The organism is Roseimarinus sediminis (genome assembly GCF_050433125.1).
GTDB classification, from domain to species: Bacteria; Bacteroidota; Bacteroidia; order Bacteroidales; family Prolixibacteraceae; genus Roseimarinus; species Roseimarinus sediminis.
On sequence record NZ_JBNPXV010000023.1, the window covers coordinates 15823 to 33676 of the forward strand.

The following is a 17854-nucleotide window of genomic DNA, read 5'->3' on the forward strand; positions in this document are numbered from 1 at the left end:
CCAAATATGCCAGTGAAGCAATAACAATCAGCGCCACCGGCATCGAAATTATATAAGGATAAACATCGCTGTAGGCCGTCGAGATACGTGTATTGATAAGCCAAATATGCCAGTGAAGCAATAACAATCAGCGCCACCGGCATCGAAATTATATAAGGATAAACATCGCTGTAGGCCGTCGAGATACGTGTATTGGTTACCAGAAAGATCAGACTTATAAACCACAAAATAGCGATTCTGGCAATAATTGATTTTTTGAATAAAATCCTTATCAGTACAACAGCAATGGGTGTTGCAACAAAGAAAGTTATCAGCGACTGTAATAATGCGTTGTTCACAGCGATCTTTTTATCAGGTTTTCACTAAATATAAAGAATTTTCATGAAAGCTGCTATCGATCGCCTGCTTTACTTTTTATAACGCTTGATGATCGATTCAGGAATTTTCTGCAGTGAGAGTTCTTCACAATGCGCATTGAGCAGGAAGGCCTGATAAGGCATACCATAAACCACGCTCGACTGCTTATCCTGAGCAATGGTGTGGGCGCCTGCATTTTTCATGTTCAAAAGGCCCTGAGCACCATCGTTTCCCATGCCGGTAAGAATAACGCCCGTCGCCTTATTTTTTGCCACCCTTGCCACCGAATTAAATAACACATCGACCGAAGGTTTGTGCCGGTTTACTTTTTCGCCGTCAGTAATTTGCACACGAAAACGTCCGGCACCGCCGGTCAGCTCCATCTGTCTTCCTCCGGGTGCAATCAGTACTTTGCCCTGGCTTAATTCTTCACCGTCGACCGCTTCTTTCACTTCGAGCAAACAGACGCCGTTTAAACGATCGGCAAATAATTTGGTAAAACCCTGGGGCATGTGCTGGGTAATTACAATACCCGGCATATTGGCCGGCATTCGACGCAAAATAAATTCGATGGCAGTAGTACCACCTGCCGAAGCACCAATGGCAATGATGTCGCTGGTTGTTTTAATTGAAGTAGAAACAGGGGAATGTTGCCTGATTGAAGAAAGATCGACGAGTAATTTTTTCTTTTGCTTGATGTTGGCCGATGAAGCGCCCTTAATTTTTTCACAAACAAAGGCATAAAACTCAAAAAGGTTCTCATTTGACTTCAAGCGGTCAGGTTTATCGATGATGTCGATGGCTCCCTTGTGGAAAGCATCCAAACATATTTCCTTATTTCCACGGGTTAAACTCGAAACGATGATGACCGGTAAAGGATGTTGCTTCATCAGTTTTTCGAGAAAGGTAAGACCATCCATGTGCGGCATCTCAATATCGAGCGTAATAACATCGGGTGCATTTTGCTCAATCATGTCGCTGGCCTGAAAAGCATCTGCTGCAGTTCCAATCAGGTCAAGTTCGATGTCTGACTCAACGGCATTGGCCAGTACTCGTCTGAATATCACCGAATCATCGATGACCAGCACCTTGGTTCTTTTTTTAATCATACCCATCGTTTCGTCCCCTAAAAATTAATGTTCCGAATATCGTCCACTTTCACTGTACCGGTTTGCGGGTCGAAGAGGATTTTACGACCAGCATTTCCTCCGGTGATTTGTTCAACTATTCTGATGTCGAGTTCTCTGAGCTTAACCTTGGCTACTTCGATATTACGAAGGCCAATATTGAAGCCGGTTTTATCCAGTTTAAGCAGGCTGGCTCCGCCATAAATTTTGGCCACAATCCGCCGCTTCACTGCCCCCGACAAAATGGTTTTGTCGTGCAGCTCGGTAATGGCAATGTCGCCATAACGTACATCGGGAGCTCCTTTGTTGTTCCAATTGGGAAGCAGGAAATGATTTACTCCACCGATTTTAGAACCTTCGTCCCAAAGCACCACTGCAACGCATGATCCAAGGATGGTAAACACCTTGGTATCGCCCGACACAATTGCCAATTCTCCCTGCTTTAAATACTTTATTTTGTCCAACTTACTCTAATCGTCTATACCAGTTTTTCCTTTAAAACTTCAAGTGTAAAAGGTTTTACCAGGTAATCGTCCATTCCACTGTCGTAGCAGCGCTTAACACTTTCTTCCGATTCATTGGCCGTAATGGCAATGATTTGTGAACGCTTATCATCGTTTGCTTCGTTTTCTCTTATTTTTACTGTGGCATCCGTTCCGTCCATTCCGGGCATGTAAATATCCATCAGGATGTACTTATAGAACTGCTTTGTTCTCAAATCGATGGCCATTTGTCCGTTGGAAGCCACATCGTATTCGAGTCCGAGTTTGGAGATAAACATTCCAAGTACTTTCTGGTTCAATGGATTGTCTTCGACCAGCAGTACCTTAAATGTTTCTTCGTTGGGTGCCTGCGCTTTGTTGAATTCTTTCGTTTCTTCTATTTGAAAAGTACCATTCAACAAACGATGAATCCGGATATTCAGTTCCGTTTTATCAAAGGGCAAACTGATGATGTCGAAAGGATGGACAAATTTTCGCAACCTGATATCGACTTTAAGCTGACTGCCAAATACAAAAAGGAAAGGAACCTTTTTGTACTTGTCTTCTTTCATCAGTTTTTTGGCCAGGTCGAAGGCCGCCTTGTTATCGGATCCACCGTTGATGATGAAAAAATCGAAGGTATAGGCCTGCGAACGGAGCCATGCCGCTTCACATGTAAGGCAGCTGGCTACCTTGTAACCTTCGTCGTGCAGTACGGTCTTAATTTCTTCAGCAATTAGTTGCTGCGGTTCTACCACCAGAACATTTCCTGCTTTTTTATCCATCCTGTTATCCGATTTTCTTATAAACACTTGGGCTCATCTGTTTTATGGCCGTTGAATATTGTGATACTGTTTCGGAAAGCCCTACAAATAGGAAGCCTCCCGGTTTGATTTTACTGATTAGCCGGGCAACCACATCGCGTTTTGCCTGATCTTCGAAATAAATCAGGGTATTGCGACAAAAAACTGCATCCAGCGAATTGTTCATGAACTTGTACTGATCGACCAGATTGATGAGTGAAAAATTGATTTTATCGCGCAAGGGCTGATTTACCTGATACAACTCTCCTTTTTCGTCCTTTATTATTTTGAAATACTTTTTTATCAGGCGTTCTTCGAGGCCCTTTATTTGCTGGGGTGTATAGCTGGCCTGCATGGCCTTATTCACTACTGCCTTGCTTACATCGGATGCTTCAATACTGTAATTAAAACCACTGTTGCCAAACTGAAACTGATCGAGCACCATCGCCATGGTGTAGGCCTCTTCCCCGGTAGAACAGCCTGCACTCCATATTTTAAAAAAACTATTGCGGTTTTTTACAAACTCGGGGAGCACCGTGTTGCGCAAAAAATCAAAATGTTCCGATTCTCTGAAAAACTCTGTTTTATGCGTTGTCAGCTCATCAATCATGCATTGCAGTTCACCAGTTCGCTTCCCTTCGACCGAAAGTGCGTAGTTCACATATTCGGGGAAGGTATAAATCCCCGATGCCTTGAGCCGCTTAATCAGCCGTGAATTGACCATTACGATTTTGATCGGACTTAGCTTTACGCCCAGATTTTTCAGCATGAATTCCTGGATCCGTTTAAACTCCCGTTCTTCCAGTTTCTGACTGTATATGTTGGCAGTTTCAGAATAGTTCATCGGCTCGTGGCTTAGGTATCACATCCATTTTTTCTCCTCTAACAATTTCCCCTCAGCAAACAAGCTGCTAATCCAACTCAAAATTTTCGACCCGAAGTTCCACAATTTCGTCGACAGAAAATATTTTATCGGCATTGAGCACCAGCACAAAGACATCGTTTACCTTCATCACACCGTGCAGAAACTCTGTTTTATTCTGCTTTCCAACCTTGGGTAGGTTCTTGATATCAGCGGTATTGTAATTGATCACTTCGTTTACACTGTCGACCAGCGCTCCCAGCTTCACCTTTTCTCCTTCATTGTCGATGGTAATCACCAAAATACAGGTAGAAGTGCTGATTTCGGTTTTTTCCATACCAAATTTAATCCGGGTATCGACCAGTGGAATGACCTCACCGCGCAGATTAAAAACTCCCAGCATGTATTCGGGTGCCTTGGGCACTTCGGTCACGGGCTGATATTCCAGTATTTTTTCAACATGATCAACATTGATGGCAAAGTGCTCGTTATCAAGCGAAAATGTCAGATAAGTTTCAAAAACCTCTTCCATACTTCATTTATTTTATTTTTTCGAAAACTCGGTTACTATTTTATTCACATCAAGCACCAGGGCTACCGATCCATCGCCAAGGATGGTTCCTCCCGATATAAAATTCTGATTTTTATAATGTTTACCCAAAGGCTTTAATACGGTTTGGTTTTCACCTGTTACCGCATCAACAATCAGCGCTACCCGTTCATTTTCGTACGACACCATCACAATTTCTCGTCGTGCCGGCACTTCACCGCCAATGTTGAAATCGCTTCGCAAATCGAAAAATGGATATTGCTCTCCTTCGATGGTCATCACCTGGTTAAGTGTTGAGTCGGAAACAAAATTGGTCAGGCTGATGATTTTTTCAACCTGAATCAGTGGAATAATGAAAATTCGTTCATCGATTTTCACCTGCAAACCATCGATAATCGACAGGGTAAGCGGCAATTTAATAATGAAGGTAGTACCCTTTCCCTTTTCACTTTGAATTTCAATGGCTCCCCTGATTTCTGAGATGTTCTTTTTCACCACATCGAGTCCCACACCACGGCCCGACACATTGGAAATGGCTTTGGCCGATGAAAAGCCTGGCAGAAAAATAAGGTTGATCAATTCGTTGTCGGTCAGTACCTGATCGGCAGTGATAAAGCCCTTTTTGATTCCTGTGGCACGCATTTTTTCAGGATCGATGCCACTTCCATCGTCGGTAATTCGGATAACAACATTGTTACTCTGATGGTAAATTTTCATGTGAATATTGCCTGCTTCATCTTTTCCGGCTGCCGTGCGCTCTTCACTGTTTTCAATCCCGTGATCGACCGAATTCCGGAGGATGTGCATGATGGGATCCGAAAGTTGTTCGATAATTTTCTTATCGAGCACCGTATCTTCTCCCTCGGTAATGAATTCAACTTTTTTTCCGAGCTGTTCCGAAAGGTCGTGCACCAGTCGCTTGTAGCGGGTAATGGTAACACCAAACGGAACCAGCGAAATGGTAAAGGCATTGTCGCGTAACTGTTTCGAGAAGGAACCATATTTTTCGGCCACGGCCTTGAGGTCTTCATTGTCCGATTCGTCGGCTATCAGATCGAGGCGGGCCTGCAAGGTCACCATTTCGCTCACCAGATTCATGAGCTGGTCAATTTTTTCGGTCGAGACCCTGATACTGCTGATGACCCCTGCAGCTGCCTGTCCGTTTTCATCGGCCGCTTTGGCTGCGCGGTTTCGGTTGTTCTTCTCTTCTTCGTCGGCCATCATCCGATGACGGTAACGCTCCGCAATTTTAGCCAGCTCGTCGTTGCTGCTTGTAAATATTTTTTCGCCCAGTTGTTCAAGTTCGGCCTTTGCTTCGTCAATGGCCAGCAAATTTCCTTTCACCAGGGCCGTAATGCTGACCGATAACTGCTCACTGCTCCACTCAAAAATGGCATCGATGGCTTCTTTTTTATGCGCATTGGACAATACAATCAGCCACTCGTCGCCAGCCCGGGCCTTATCGACCTGATTCAACTGAACCTCTTTTGCATTCTTCGTAAAAACCAATGCAGGTCCCAGCAACAACAATTCTTTGATGAGCAAAACCGGATCGGCTGTTGCTTTTGCTTTTTTCGACAGTGGATTTACTTTTACCAGGTAAGTAATATCGCTTGCTGCAACAGGCTGAATTTCCTTCTTTTTATTGGTGTTTTCGTTCTGGCTGCCTGTTGTGTCCACTTCAAAAAGCTCAATTTTTCGACACAAATCGGCAAACCTTATTTTATCGTTATCGTTTAATTGTTCATCCGATTCGAGCAGCACCTTCAGCATGTCGATGGTTTCAAGTGAAATATCTTTGAGCTGCATGGTGAATTCAGCATCGCCACTGCGCACTTTGTCGTAAATATCTTCCAGATCGTGGGTTACCTCCAATACCTTTTCAAAACCCAGCATTCCCCCACTTCCTTTAATGGTATGAACGCTGCGAAAAATCTGGTCGATGGTCTCATTATCAACGGCATCTACCTCGAGCGATAAAAGTACATCTTCCAGTTCGTTGATTAAATCACGTGTTTCTTCAACAAAGCTTACCCTCAATTGGTCAATCGAATCTGCCATTTTAAGAATTTTATTTTTCCCGGAGGAGTGTAAAACAAGTACTAAAATACAACTTTCAAGGTAGTAATGAAGTTATTTCTGAATTCATTCAACGAAATAAATGTAAAATACCGGTGAAAGGTATCCCACGAAATCATTGCTACATCGAATAAAAAAAACCGAATACACCCCGGGCATGAAATTAATACAGGCTGACATTTTGCTTCAATCAAATCCCTGTTCATCTGCTCCATGGTATGCACCTGTCAAAACCGGTGTTAAAATACATACAATTTGCGAAACAGAAAACAGTTTTTCAAAACGTAAGGGGTAAATGCGAAAGCCAGAGGCGTCGTTCATGTTGACAACAAAAGGTAAACAGTCGCAGGTAAAAACAAGAAGCATTTAATTTTAGGCAACTGCAAAAAAATGCAGGCAATCCTGCTCTTTTAAATCACATTGCCTTGATGAAAGCACCTGTCCCGCATCACCATCAACAGAGAAATCAGTATATTTGCCAGCTATGAATCCAATGCAAATTCTAGAAAAATATTCAAATCACCAGGGGATACAATCCATCAATGCGCTCACATCGCAAGTGGGCAACCCGAAACTTCATATAAAAGGGCTTGCAGGCTCTTCGGCGGCGGTAATTCTGGCAGCTGCCTACCTTCAAAACCCACAATCATGGTTCCTTGTATTAAACGACCGGGAAGAAGCTGCTTATTTCTACGATGATTTAAGTCTCCTGTTGTCGTCGGAGGAGGTTTTGTTCTATCCCTCATCATATAAGCGGGTGGCCAAACACGGGAAGGTTTCGCACGAAAACATTGTACAGCGTACCGAGGTTTTGAACCGGGTAATGATTGACCGGCCCTGCATCGTAGTGGCCTATCCCGACGCACTTTCCGAAAAGGTGATTTCGAATGAAAAACTGAAAAGCAATACACTGAAGATATCGGTTGGCGACCGCCTTTCGGGCGAATTTATCAACGACGTACTTTATGAATATGGCTTCGAGCGGGTCGACTTTGTGTACGAACCAGGACAATACTCGGTACGGGGTGGAATTATCGACATTTTTTCGTTTGCCCACGACGAACCTTTTCGAATCGATTTTTTTGGCGATGAGGTGGAATCGATTCGCAGCTTCGACATCGACAATCAGCTTTCAACCGGAAAGCATCCATCCATTTCAATAATTCCCGACATCCGCCAGGGCCTGAGTGAAGCCGATCGTACAGGCTTTTTGAATTATCTGCCAACTACTTTTCGCCTGGCCATTCGCGATGTGGAATTTCTGGTGAACGAAACCAACGCGTTTTACAAGCATGCTTCCGCTTTTTCTGACGAGGATGAACTCCCCGACCAGCACCAGCTATGCAGTGGAGACGAGTTGCTTGAAGCCGTCAAAGGCTTTCATGTTGTTGAATTTGGTATCCGGAATTTCTTTGGTGATTCCCACACCATCCAGTTTATTACTGCCCCGCAGCCGCAGTTCAACAAAAACTTCGATCTGCTGGCTAACGACATTAAACAAAACAGTGCCAACGGTTACGAGAACTTTCTTCTTTCGAACAACGAAAAACAAATTGAGCGCTTACAGGCTATTTTCAACGACCGCGATTTTAATGTCAGCTTTACCCCTTTGCTGTTTACCTTGCATGAAGGCTTCATCGACCGGGAACTGCAAATTGCACTGTACACCGATCACCAGATTTTTGAGCGTTATCACCGCTATAAACTGCAAACAAGCAATAAGGCACGCGAATCGATCACACTCAAGGAACTGAACAAGCTGCATCCGGGCGATTATGTGGTGCACATCGATCACGGTGTTGGCCGTTTTGCAGGGCTTGTAAAAACCGATGTCAACGGAAAAACCCAGGAAGCCGTACGTTTAGTTTACCGCGACAACGATTCCCTGTTGGTAAGCATTCATTCGCTCCATCGAATTTCGAAATTCAAGGGAAAAGAAGGCAGCGAACCCCAGCTCAATAAACTCGGCACCCAGGCCTGGCAGAAAATGAAGAGCAAGGCCAAAAGCAAGGTAAAGGACATTGCCAAGGAACTGATTGCACTTTATGCCGAACGACTGAAGGAAAAGGGTTTTGCTTTTTCACACGACAGCTACATGCAGCAGGAACTGGAGGCTTCGTTTATGTACGAAGACACCCCCGATCAGTACAAATCGACCCAGGCTGTAAAAGAAGATATGGAACAACTGATGCCCATGGACCGCCTGGTTTGCGGCGATGTGGGCTTTGGAAAAACCGAGGTAGCTATCAGGGCTGCCTTTAAAGCCGCTGCCGACAACAAGCAGGTGGCCGTATTGGTTCCCACCACCATTCTGGCCTTTCAGCATTATAAAACCTTTAAAGAGCGTCTCGCTGATTTTCCGGTGAATATTGGCTACATCAGTCGCTTACGAAAAGCTGCCGATATTAAATCGACCCTCAAAGAATTGAGTGAAGGGAAAGTCGACATTATTATAGGTACTCACCGGCTGGTTGGCAAGGATGTAAAATTCAAAGACCTCGGCTTGCTCATCATCGATGAGGAGCAGAAATTTGGGGTATCGGTGAAAGAAAAACTGAAACGACTAAAGATCAACGTAGACACCCTCACGCTTACCGCCACCCCCATTCCGCGCACCCTGCAATTTTCGCTGATGGGTGCCCGCGACCTGTCGATCATTCAAACTCCGCCTCCCAACCGCTACCCCATTGTTACCGAGGTGCACGGCTTTAATGAAGCCATCATCAGAGAGGCCATCAATTACGAACTCGACCGAAACGGACAGGTCTTTTTTATTCACAACAGGGTACAAAATATCCACGAAGTGGAAACATTTATAAGGAAAGCATGCCCCAATGCTTCCATCGCTGTAGGACATGGCCAGATGGACGGGCCACAGCTTGAGAAAATCATGCTGGCTTTTATCAACGGCGAATACGACGTACTCATTGCCACCACCATCATCGAAAGCGGCCTCGACATTCCCAATGCCAACACCATTATTATTAACAATGCTCAGAATTTTGGTCTTAGCGACCTGCACCAGCTACGCGGACGTGTTGGACGCTCAAACAGAAAGGCTTTCTGTTATTTGCTGGCCCCACCCATGAGTTCGCTTTCATCCGAAGCAAGGCGAAGACTGAAAGCCATCGAAGAATTTTCGGAACTGGGCAGTGGCTTCAACATTGCCATGCGCGATCTCGACATCCGGGGGGCAGGCAACCTGCTGGGAGCCGAACAAAGTGGCTTTATCGCCGACATTGGTTTCGAAACTTATCATCGCATACTGAATGAGGCAGTACAGGAACTGAAACAGGAAGAATTTAAAGAAGTTTTTGAACAACGCAAGGACAACGAGGCAGCCAAAGCTTTTATGCAACTCAATTTCACCAACGACTGCCAGATAGATACCGACATGGAACTGCGTTTTCCCGAAAGTTATATCAACAGCATTTCGGAGCGCATGGCCCTTTACCGCGACCTCGACAACATCGAAAAGGAAGAAGAACTCATTGCCTTCGAAGAGCAACTGAACGACCGCTTTGGTAAAATTCCCGACCCTACGGTAGAATTACTCAATGTGGTACGCCTCCGATGGCTCGCCATTTCGTTGGGAATGGAACGCATTATCCTGAAAAACGGGAAGATGATTTGCCATTTTATTTCCGATCAGCAGTCGCACTTTTATCAGTCACCGGTTTTTACCGGCATCCTGAGCTGGATTCAGCAACATCCGCAATTATGCAAAATAAAGGAAGGCAAGGGCAAACTCAGTCTCACCTTCGACAAGGTTAAAAATACAGGGAAAGCACACGACCATTTAAAGCAGATAAAAACGGCCAATGATGCAACAAAGCAAAATGAGCTCATTGTAAAATAAACCCCAAAATATTAAATTGGGAACATGGGAGAAAATCAAAACGGGCTACACTACGATTCAGCTTTTAAAACGCTGTTTGATATAGCCACCGACGGCATTTTTATAGAAGACAACAGAGGAAACATCATCAACTGCAACCGGGCAGGTGAGAAAATGTTTGGTTACGAGCCGGGAGAACTTACAGGTGTCAACATCCGACAGCTTGTTCCACCTGAGTTTGCAGCCAGTATACCCGATATTATTCCCGAAGAGGCAGTAACCGGCGACCAATATCTCGAACGGGTGAACATGCGAAAGGATGGCAGCCTGTTTCCAACGGAAATTTGTACCAAATATGCAGTCATTGATGGTCAGAAATGCCTGATTGCCTTCATACACGACATTAGCGAGCAAAAACGGATACAGCAGGAACTGGAAAAGGCGAAGAAAGTGATGGAGCAACAAATGCACCTGAAAGAAAAATTCTTTTCCATTATTTCGCACGATCTCAAATCGCCCATGGAGGCCATCCTTGGTTTTTCCGATTTGCTGGACGAGGAAAAAGATCTGCTTCCCCTAAAGCTTCAACATTACGTTTCCACTTTGAGAACTGCTGCCTATTCAAGCAGTGATTTGCTCGAAAACCTGCTACAATGGACGCTTTGCTTAAATGGAGATCTGAAACCGCACTACGAAGAATTCGAGCTGGGCTCGGCGTGCACAGAAGAGCTGATGCTGCTGCAAGAAAAGGCCGCCAAAAAAGAAATAAAGCTGTCGTTTAGCATTCCGAAGGGCATCAGTATGTTATCAGATAAAAACATGCTCCGCTTTGTGGTCAGAAACCTGCTTAATAATGCCATTAAATTTACACAGCACAGCGGCCGGGTTGATTTAATAATCACAGAACAGAACAAGCAGCTAAAATTTGAAATCCAGGATACGGGAATTGGCTTGAATGAAAATGATATTCAACGAATTCTCGCACAACGCGATTTTTATTCCACTCCGGGAACTGGCAATGAAAAAGGAACAGGGCTCGGACTCAAGGTTTGTAACGAATTTCTGAACCTGCTCAACAGCCGCCTAAAAATAGAAAGCACTGCGGGCAAAGGCAGTAACTTCAGTTTTGAACTTGCAATGTAAGCTAAAGTGCCTTCCTGATTACCGTTCCACTTGCTGAAGGCCGGGTAAGGTTGGCTGCATTGGTAATGAGCACCTCGTTTACGCCATTGTTTAAAGCCCTGAAAGCATTATCGAGTTTGGGAATCATACCCGCTCCAATGGTTCCGTCTTCTTTGTACTGACGATACAGAGCGGGATCGAGCTCATAAATCACCGACTGGTCGTTTTCGGGATCGGCCAGGACGCCGTCTTTTTCAAAACAGAAAATCAAACGTACTTTATAATGCTGTGCCAGTTCAATGGCCAGTTCCGAAGCAATGGTGTCGGCATTGGTGTTAAGCAGCTGCCCATGTCCATCGTGGGTAAGGGGAGCAATGACCGGGGTAACCCCCTGATCGATCATGACTCTTAATTCTTTGGTATTCACATCAACTACATCGCCCACCAGGCCATAGTCGATGTCTTTCACCGGACGTTTCACGGCCCTGATAATGTCCATATCAGCTCCACAAAAACCAACTGCATTGCAGCCTAATGCCTGTAAGCGTGCAACCACCTTCTTATTGACCAGACCGGCATACACCATGGTCACCACGTCGAGCATGGCTTCGTCGGTTATGCGGCGGCCGTCGACCATTTTGCTTTCGATGCCCAGTTTGGAAGCCATGGCCGTTGCCGAGCGGCCACCGCCATGTACCAGCAACTTGTTTCCCGAAATATGGTCGAAGTCATTCAGCAACTGTTGAAGCGAGCTTTCTTCTTCAACAATTTTTCCGCCAACTTTTATAATTGTGAGTTTTTCCATGGATTTTAAATTTGCTGCAAAAATAAGGCAAAAAAAGATATTCGCATCAAATCAGTAATTAATCCTTGTTGTTGATAAAATGAGTAAAAACCAAACCGTTTCCATTTCAACCTACAGGAGTAAATCCAATTAGAATCATTCTAAATTAATTTGGGGGAGCATTTTTTTCTAAAATCAAGGGTAACCTTTTGCATGTTTCAAGAATAAAGGAGAAAGAACTATCTGCTAAGATTCTTCTTAATACATTTATATCAGTTCTTAATGTAACACTTTCATTTTTACTTGTTAGTTATTTTTATCATTTATACAATTGTAATAACAAACACCAAAACAATGATATGTGGCGCCAAAAAATTCCACCAATTATGAAGAATTCATTTATTATAAATCAAACCGATATTACTCATATTATCCAACATGATCAGGTCTTATATTGTAAAGCAGACCAAGGATATTGCTATGTATATCTTTTGAATGGCGAGGTGATTATGAATTCAAGAACATTAACCACTCTATCCAAACAATTAAACGAATTTCTTACGAAATAGTCATTATTTAGTCTATGTCAAATAACAGAGCAATTCAAAAAAATGCACCGATAAAACTTATTGATTAACAACACGATTATTTTAACAAAATGAAAAAGAGAAATTTTTTATTATTAATATTAGTTTTAAATTTATTTAGTTGTTCTGAAGAATTTGGTGATATCAATTCTAATGAACTATCCACCGAACAAGAATTTAATATTTACGAAAAAAATGTAACGAATGAAGCTCTGGAAATTTTATCTATTGCATATGCGAATGCAATAGAAAATGAAATGTTCCGATCTGAAGTTAAACGTGAAGCTCTAAAAAAGTTTGACGGCGACTACGACATTCTCCACAAGACACTTCAGGATAATGAAATAAATGGTATAAAAATCAAAGAAATACTAGCCACCAACTTAACAAAACCAAGTATTTATAAATCTACAAACATTGCTGGATATGAATATCTTGATAGTCTAATATCCAAGATCGAGAATCTTCAAATTTCCATTCCTATCCATTGTGATTCTTGGGATATAAGTAGTTTTACTCCCAAAGTGATATTTTTACCAACGAACTTCTCAGAGAGAACTTTTACAAAAGTAAAAGCTTATGATGCTCAAGGCAATTATGAGTGGGTATCTTCAATCGATGAACCGGAAATTCCATACATTGTAATTGGTAGAAGTGAAAGAGTTACAAATAAACAAATCACATCTCAGAAGTTAGCGACACAAGATAATTCAATATTAAAAAGTGTAACAATGGAAGTTGAAACTCCTAAACTAACTTCTGTTACATATGGTAATCCAAAAACACACTTTGTAAAATGGGATCCAACAGAAAACGAAACGGGCTATGAAATATGGATAAGCTCAGGAGGTGCCTACACTAAGGTTGGAACAAATGGTATTAACAATAATGAATTTGTTCATGAAGATGTAAATATGACTATTGGAACAAGGTATAGTTATAAAGTTAGGGCAACAATGACAAATGGATATTCTAATTGGAGTAATTCCTTATCGATAAATGCATCTGAACGTACAAATAACAAACGACTAAAGGTTTCTAAATTGTATATGTCTAAATCAAGGCTAAAAACAGTTGAATCTTGGTAATCAGGTGCTCCTGAGATTGTATGTTATATTGTTACAGGTGAAGGCTCATCGGTTGATGATTATCTTGTCAGTGTTTGGTATACATCTTCAATGATGGAGCCAAATAAAAGAAGCGACATTCAAGATCAATGGTGGGATATTTATAGTGGAGGTATGATAACAGACCAATGGATTATAGATGAAAATAATAATCCCCTATTACTAAATTTTGTCTGGGTTGAACAAGATTGGGAAGATGGGAAAAAAGTACCAATTAATTTTTCAATTGTTGAACCCAATAGTGGACTAACATTTACAGTAGATACTGAATATGAAATACCAAACAGTAAAGGTGAATTAATATCTAGTCAAACTGTATATTGGTGGGAAGCAAAAAATATGGAATATTCTTCAAATTGATTTAAATTTGATTTGTCTGAATATTAAGAAACCTTAAACTAGCGACAGTATATAAAAAATAACAAGAAGCTATAGGTTTTTATAATAAGCCAAAACTATTCATATTTAAGACTGACAATATTATTTTTTTATGCTAAGAATTATACAATACTTTGTGATATTATTCTTATTTGGATTAAGCACAGTTCGGTCAGTTCATGCCCAAAAAACTAACATAAACGGATATATCTACGATTCAAAAACAAACGAATGCTTAATAAACGCCGTAGTATACTCCTTAAACCAAAATGCAGTAACGTATACCAATAATTATGGATATTTCTCAATCGAATTGAATACAACCGATACATTAAAAATAGTGCATGTCGGATACAATCCAGTTGTTGTCCAAAATTTTATATACGACTCAACTATTTCAATATTTTTGTCGCCAATTTTCAACGAGATAGGTGAAATAACAGTAAAGTCAAACCAATACACGCAAAAACATTTTGGCGAAGCACATTTAACATCTCAGGAAATAGAAAGAATTCCAGCAATTTTAGGCGAAAAAGATGTTTTGAAATGCTTTCAATCTCTACCTGGAATTCAAGGAACTACCGAGGGTACTTCCGGAATAGCTGTACGAGGAGGTTCACCTGATCAGAATTTAATTTTACTCGACGGCATTCCGGTATATAATGTTAACCACTTATTCGGTATCTTTTCAGTTTTTAACGACGATGCTATAAATTCAGCTTCATTATACAATTCATATTTAGCACCTGAACATGGAGGTCGACTTTCATCGGTATTAAGCATTACTACAAACGAAGGCAATAACGAAAAATTACATGGTAAAGCTTCAATAGGATTAATCTCATCAAAACTGCTACTTGATGGTCCTATTGTTAAAAACAAATCATCATTTTTACTTTCTGCTCGCAGAACTTACTTAGATCTACTTGCCAGACCTTTCATAAAAGACATGGCCGACGGGGCTGTCATAGGATATTACTTCTACGATTTAAATGGAAAATTTAATTCTAAACTAAACGATAAAAACCGAATTTTTATCAGCTATTATAGTGGACAAGATAAATACAGCTCAGTTTATAACGGAACAGACAATTACGGTAACATTGACTATTTACTGCAAGCTAACGAGCAGTTATATTGGGGCAATAATACAGGAAGCATACGCTGGAATTGCATTCCAACACAAAAAGTATTTTCAAATATTTCTCTCTCTGCTTCCACTTACAATATCAAAAATATAGATTCATATTACTTGGAATATATCAATAATGAAGAGAAAATGACAGATGAGAATACATCTGAAAATTCTTCGAATATCTTAGAAATAAGTACAAAATCAAATATACAAATCTTACTTTCCCATAAATTCTCAATAAAAACAGGATTTAACTATTCTTACTATCGATTTATCCCAAAAGGTCAAACGACAGCACTTAGTGGTTTATCTAATTTTGCTTCGGGTAATTATAATATCTTAACAGAACAAAACAATGCACATGAATTAAATACCTATTTTGACTCTCAAATTTCGCCTATCAATTCCTTAACAATAAACATTGGTTTACGTGCTGCACTTTTCGAAACACAAGGAACGTATTATCCTGTTGTTGAACCCCGCTTTAATTTTGAATTCGAGATTAATAAATTCAATCAACTAAAACTATCATATTACAAGTCTTCACAATCATTACAATTATTAACAACTTCAACTCTTGGCCTGCCTACTGACCTTTGGGTTCCATCAATGCCAGGTATAAAACCCTCTATTGCAAATCAATTCTCTGCTGGTTGGTACTTTAATTTAAATAACATGTTAGATTTCAGCATAGCCTGGTATTATAAAAGCATGCAAAATTTAATTGAATTTAAAGATGGCGCATCGTATTTATACGAAGATCAAAGCTGGGCAGCAAAAGTTGAACAAGGCAATGGTCGTGCTTATGGCACCGAGTTTATGATTAAAAGAATGAAAGGGAAATGGAATGGATGGATTTCATATACTTACTCCCGATCGTTTCGTCAATTCCCAACTATTAATAGAGGAAAAGAATTTCCATATAAATATGATCGACCACACTACTTAAATCTTGTAGTATTTTACCGTAAGAATGAAAAAATCGACTATGGTTTCAATTGGATCTTTTCTAGCGGAAGTCGTACAACTTTAATAAATGAGCATTACAAATTAGCTGTATCAGATTATCCTTATTTCGTTGGTAAAAGTCACAGTGGTGATGGAAACTTTTACCATATTCGCAATGGAGTACAACTTCCATTCTATCATCGTTTAGATTTGTCTGTCAATTTTCACAAAGAAAAAGCAAACTATAAGCGTACCTGGAGTATGGGATTATACAATGCATATTGGAAAAAAAACCCTTGGTACATACAAGGCACCAACGATGGTTATGTGGGTGTTAGTTTATTACCAATTGTGCCGAACATAAGTTATAGAATTGAATTTTAATTAAAAAAACGATGCGAATAACATATTACATAATCATTTCATTTTTAGCCTTTTCTTGCATAAGCAAAGTGAACATCGACTTCGATCATCCATCAAAACAAATCGTGATAAACTCTATCTTATGTACTGCCGATACAGGCAAAGTATACCTTAGTTATTCCTATCCTTCATTTAGTCAACCTCTAAATGAAGTTCCTTTTGTTAATAAAATTACAATCAGTAATACAACTAATACTTTCGAATTTAATAAAAGCAAAGAGAGTAATGGAAAGGCTATATACAAAGGTCAAATGCAGCCTCAACCTGGTGTTAATTATCAATTATCTGTTGAGTTACCCGATGGTGAAATCCTTACTGCATATTGCTCTATACCTAAAACAGTAGAGATTGATAGTTTTTATCTACAAAAAGCAATTCCAGAATACGATGGAGATCAACCGTACGATATGAAAATAAGGTTTAGCGATCCATTAGGAGAATCGAATTATTATTTGGTTGGATTCTCAATCTTTAAAAGCAATCAAAAATATTTCTACGATCCCGTCAATAATTTTGCAGAACCTGAATATGGTTTTGTATACAATGAATATTATTTTTTAAATGAAGCAAATGTAAATCTGAATATAAATGAACCGTTAATCGGAGGTATCGAATATTATTATCCCCACATTTTAACATTTAACGACAAGCAAATTGACGGGAAAACATATACATTAACGATTGGGTTACGAGATATTTTAAACAACAGCTTCGCCAAAGCATTTTTGTTTATACCCAAGCTATACGCTATAAGTTCCGACACTTATTTTTATTATCAATCAATCAACAAAGCTTCCGATAATAATGAGTCTTTTATTTCTGAACCAATTGTTCAATATTCAAATATTAATGGAAGTATAGGGATATTTGGAGGCATGGCAATGTCTACAGATACTTTATTCATAACAAAAGTGGACTTACTACATTTGACTGGACAGTAGATTAAGCATTAAATTACTAACTTACAGATATGAATCAATTAAGAAAACAGTACGACAAAGAGTTCAAGAAAAAAGCATTTGAACTTTCATATGCGAGTGGCAATGTCAGTGAGATTGCTGATAAATTCATATTACAGCTGGCAAACGCACTTTTTTAGTACAGTTTAAATCCGAAGTCATCGATATACAATTCTATTTTCCCACTATTCACTATATATGGTCTAGCCCCCTATAAATCGGACTTTTGTATAGATGGTTAAACAAACATATTATTTTCTTTATAAATTTGCAACAGCAAGGAACAACCGACG

The 17854-nt window shown here is 40.5% G+C and carries 14 protein-coding genes; 6 read left to right on the forward strand and 8 right to left on the reverse strand.

What is annotated here, in order from left to right; all coding sequences use genetic code 11:
- The 7 genes from FHS86_RS18420 to FHS86_RS18450 all read right to left on the reverse strand — a co-directional run.
- Positions 1-338: hypothetical protein (locus FHS86_RS18420; protein WP_429417314.1), on the reverse strand; the 338-nt coding region annotated here is incomplete at its 3' end.
- 69 nt (positions 339-407) lie between these two features.
- On the reverse strand, positions 408-1466 hold the full coding sequence (locus tag FHS86_RS18425) for a protein-glutamate methylesterase/protein-glutamine glutaminase (protein WP_429417317.1): 1059 nt from the start codon (positions 1464-1466) through the stop codon (positions 408-410).
- A 17-nt stretch (positions 1467-1483) separates the two neighbouring features.
- Positions 1484-1948, reverse strand: a complete 465-nt coding sequence (locus FHS86_RS18430) for a chemotaxis protein CheD (RefSeq protein WP_429417320.1) — start codon at positions 1946-1948, stop codon at positions 1484-1486.
- Between the two features lie 14 nt (positions 1949-1962).
- Positions 1963-2751, reverse strand: coding sequence for a response regulator (locus FHS86_RS18435; RefSeq protein WP_429417323.1), 789 nt, complete (start codon positions 2749-2751; stop codon positions 1963-1965).
- 4 nt (positions 2752-2755) lie between these two features.
- The gene (locus FHS86_RS18440; protein ID WP_429417325.1) at positions 2756-3613 is read right to left on the reverse strand and encodes a CheR family methyltransferase; all 858 of its coding nucleotides are present in this window, start codon (positions 3611-3613) and stop codon (positions 2756-2758) included.
- Between the two features lie 67 nt (positions 3614-3680).
- Positions 3681-4163: a chemotaxis protein CheW gene (locus FHS86_RS18445; protein ID WP_429417327.1), complete on the reverse strand. Its 483-nt coding sequence runs from the start codon at positions 4161-4163 to the stop codon at positions 3681-3683.
- A 12-nt stretch (positions 4164-4175) separates the two neighbouring features.
- Entirely contained in the window at positions 4176-6242 is a 2067-nt protein-coding gene (locus FHS86_RS18450; RefSeq protein WP_429417330.1) for a chemotaxis protein CheA, read from the reverse strand.
- 511 nt (positions 6243-6753) lie between these two features.
- On the opposite strand from FHS86_RS18450, the gene mfd reads away from it, so the two are divergent.
- Both mfd and FHS86_RS18460 read left to right on the forward strand, forming a co-directional pair.
- Complete coding sequence (mfd, locus tag FHS86_RS18455; RefSeq protein WP_429417332.1) at positions 6754-10119, forward strand: transcription-repair coupling factor; 3366 nt, start codon at positions 6754-6756, stop codon at positions 10117-10119.
- A gap of 24 nt (positions 10120-10143) precedes the next feature.
- Positions 10144-11241, forward strand: a complete 1098-nt coding sequence (locus FHS86_RS18460; RefSeq protein ID WP_429417335.1) for a PAS domain-containing sensor histidine kinase — start codon at positions 10144-10146, stop codon at positions 11239-11241.
- Between the two features lies 1 nt (position 11242).
- Here FHS86_RS18460 and argB read toward each other — a convergent pair whose 3' ends face one another.
- Positions 11243-12025, reverse strand: a complete 783-nt coding sequence (gene argB, locus FHS86_RS18465; protein ID WP_429417338.1) for an acetylglutamate kinase — start codon at positions 12023-12025, stop codon at positions 11243-11245.
- Between the two features lie 637 nt (positions 12026-12662).
- On the opposite strand from argB, the gene FHS86_RS18470 reads away from it, so the two are divergent.
- From FHS86_RS18470 to FHS86_RS18485, 4 genes are all read left to right on the forward strand, one after another.
- On the forward strand, positions 12663-13679 hold the full coding sequence (locus FHS86_RS18470) for a hypothetical protein (RefSeq protein ID WP_429417340.1): 1017 nt from the start codon (positions 12663-12665) through the stop codon (positions 13677-13679).
- A gap of 93 nt (positions 13680-13772) precedes the next feature.
- Positions 13773-14078 (forward strand): hypothetical protein, encoded by a 306-nt coding sequence (locus FHS86_RS18475; RefSeq protein WP_429417343.1) that lies wholly within the window; start codon positions 13773-13775, stop codon positions 14076-14078.
- A 130-nt stretch (positions 14079-14208) separates the two neighbouring features.
- Entirely contained in the window at positions 14209-16563 is a 2355-nt protein-coding gene (locus FHS86_RS18480) for a TonB-dependent receptor (RefSeq protein WP_429417345.1), read from the forward strand.
- A gap of 11 nt (positions 16564-16574) precedes the next feature.
- Positions 16575-17543, forward strand: a complete 969-nt coding sequence (locus FHS86_RS18485) for a DUF4249 domain-containing protein (protein WP_429417348.1) — start codon at positions 16575-16577, stop codon at positions 17541-17543.
- Positions 17544-17854 lie beyond the last annotated feature (311 nt).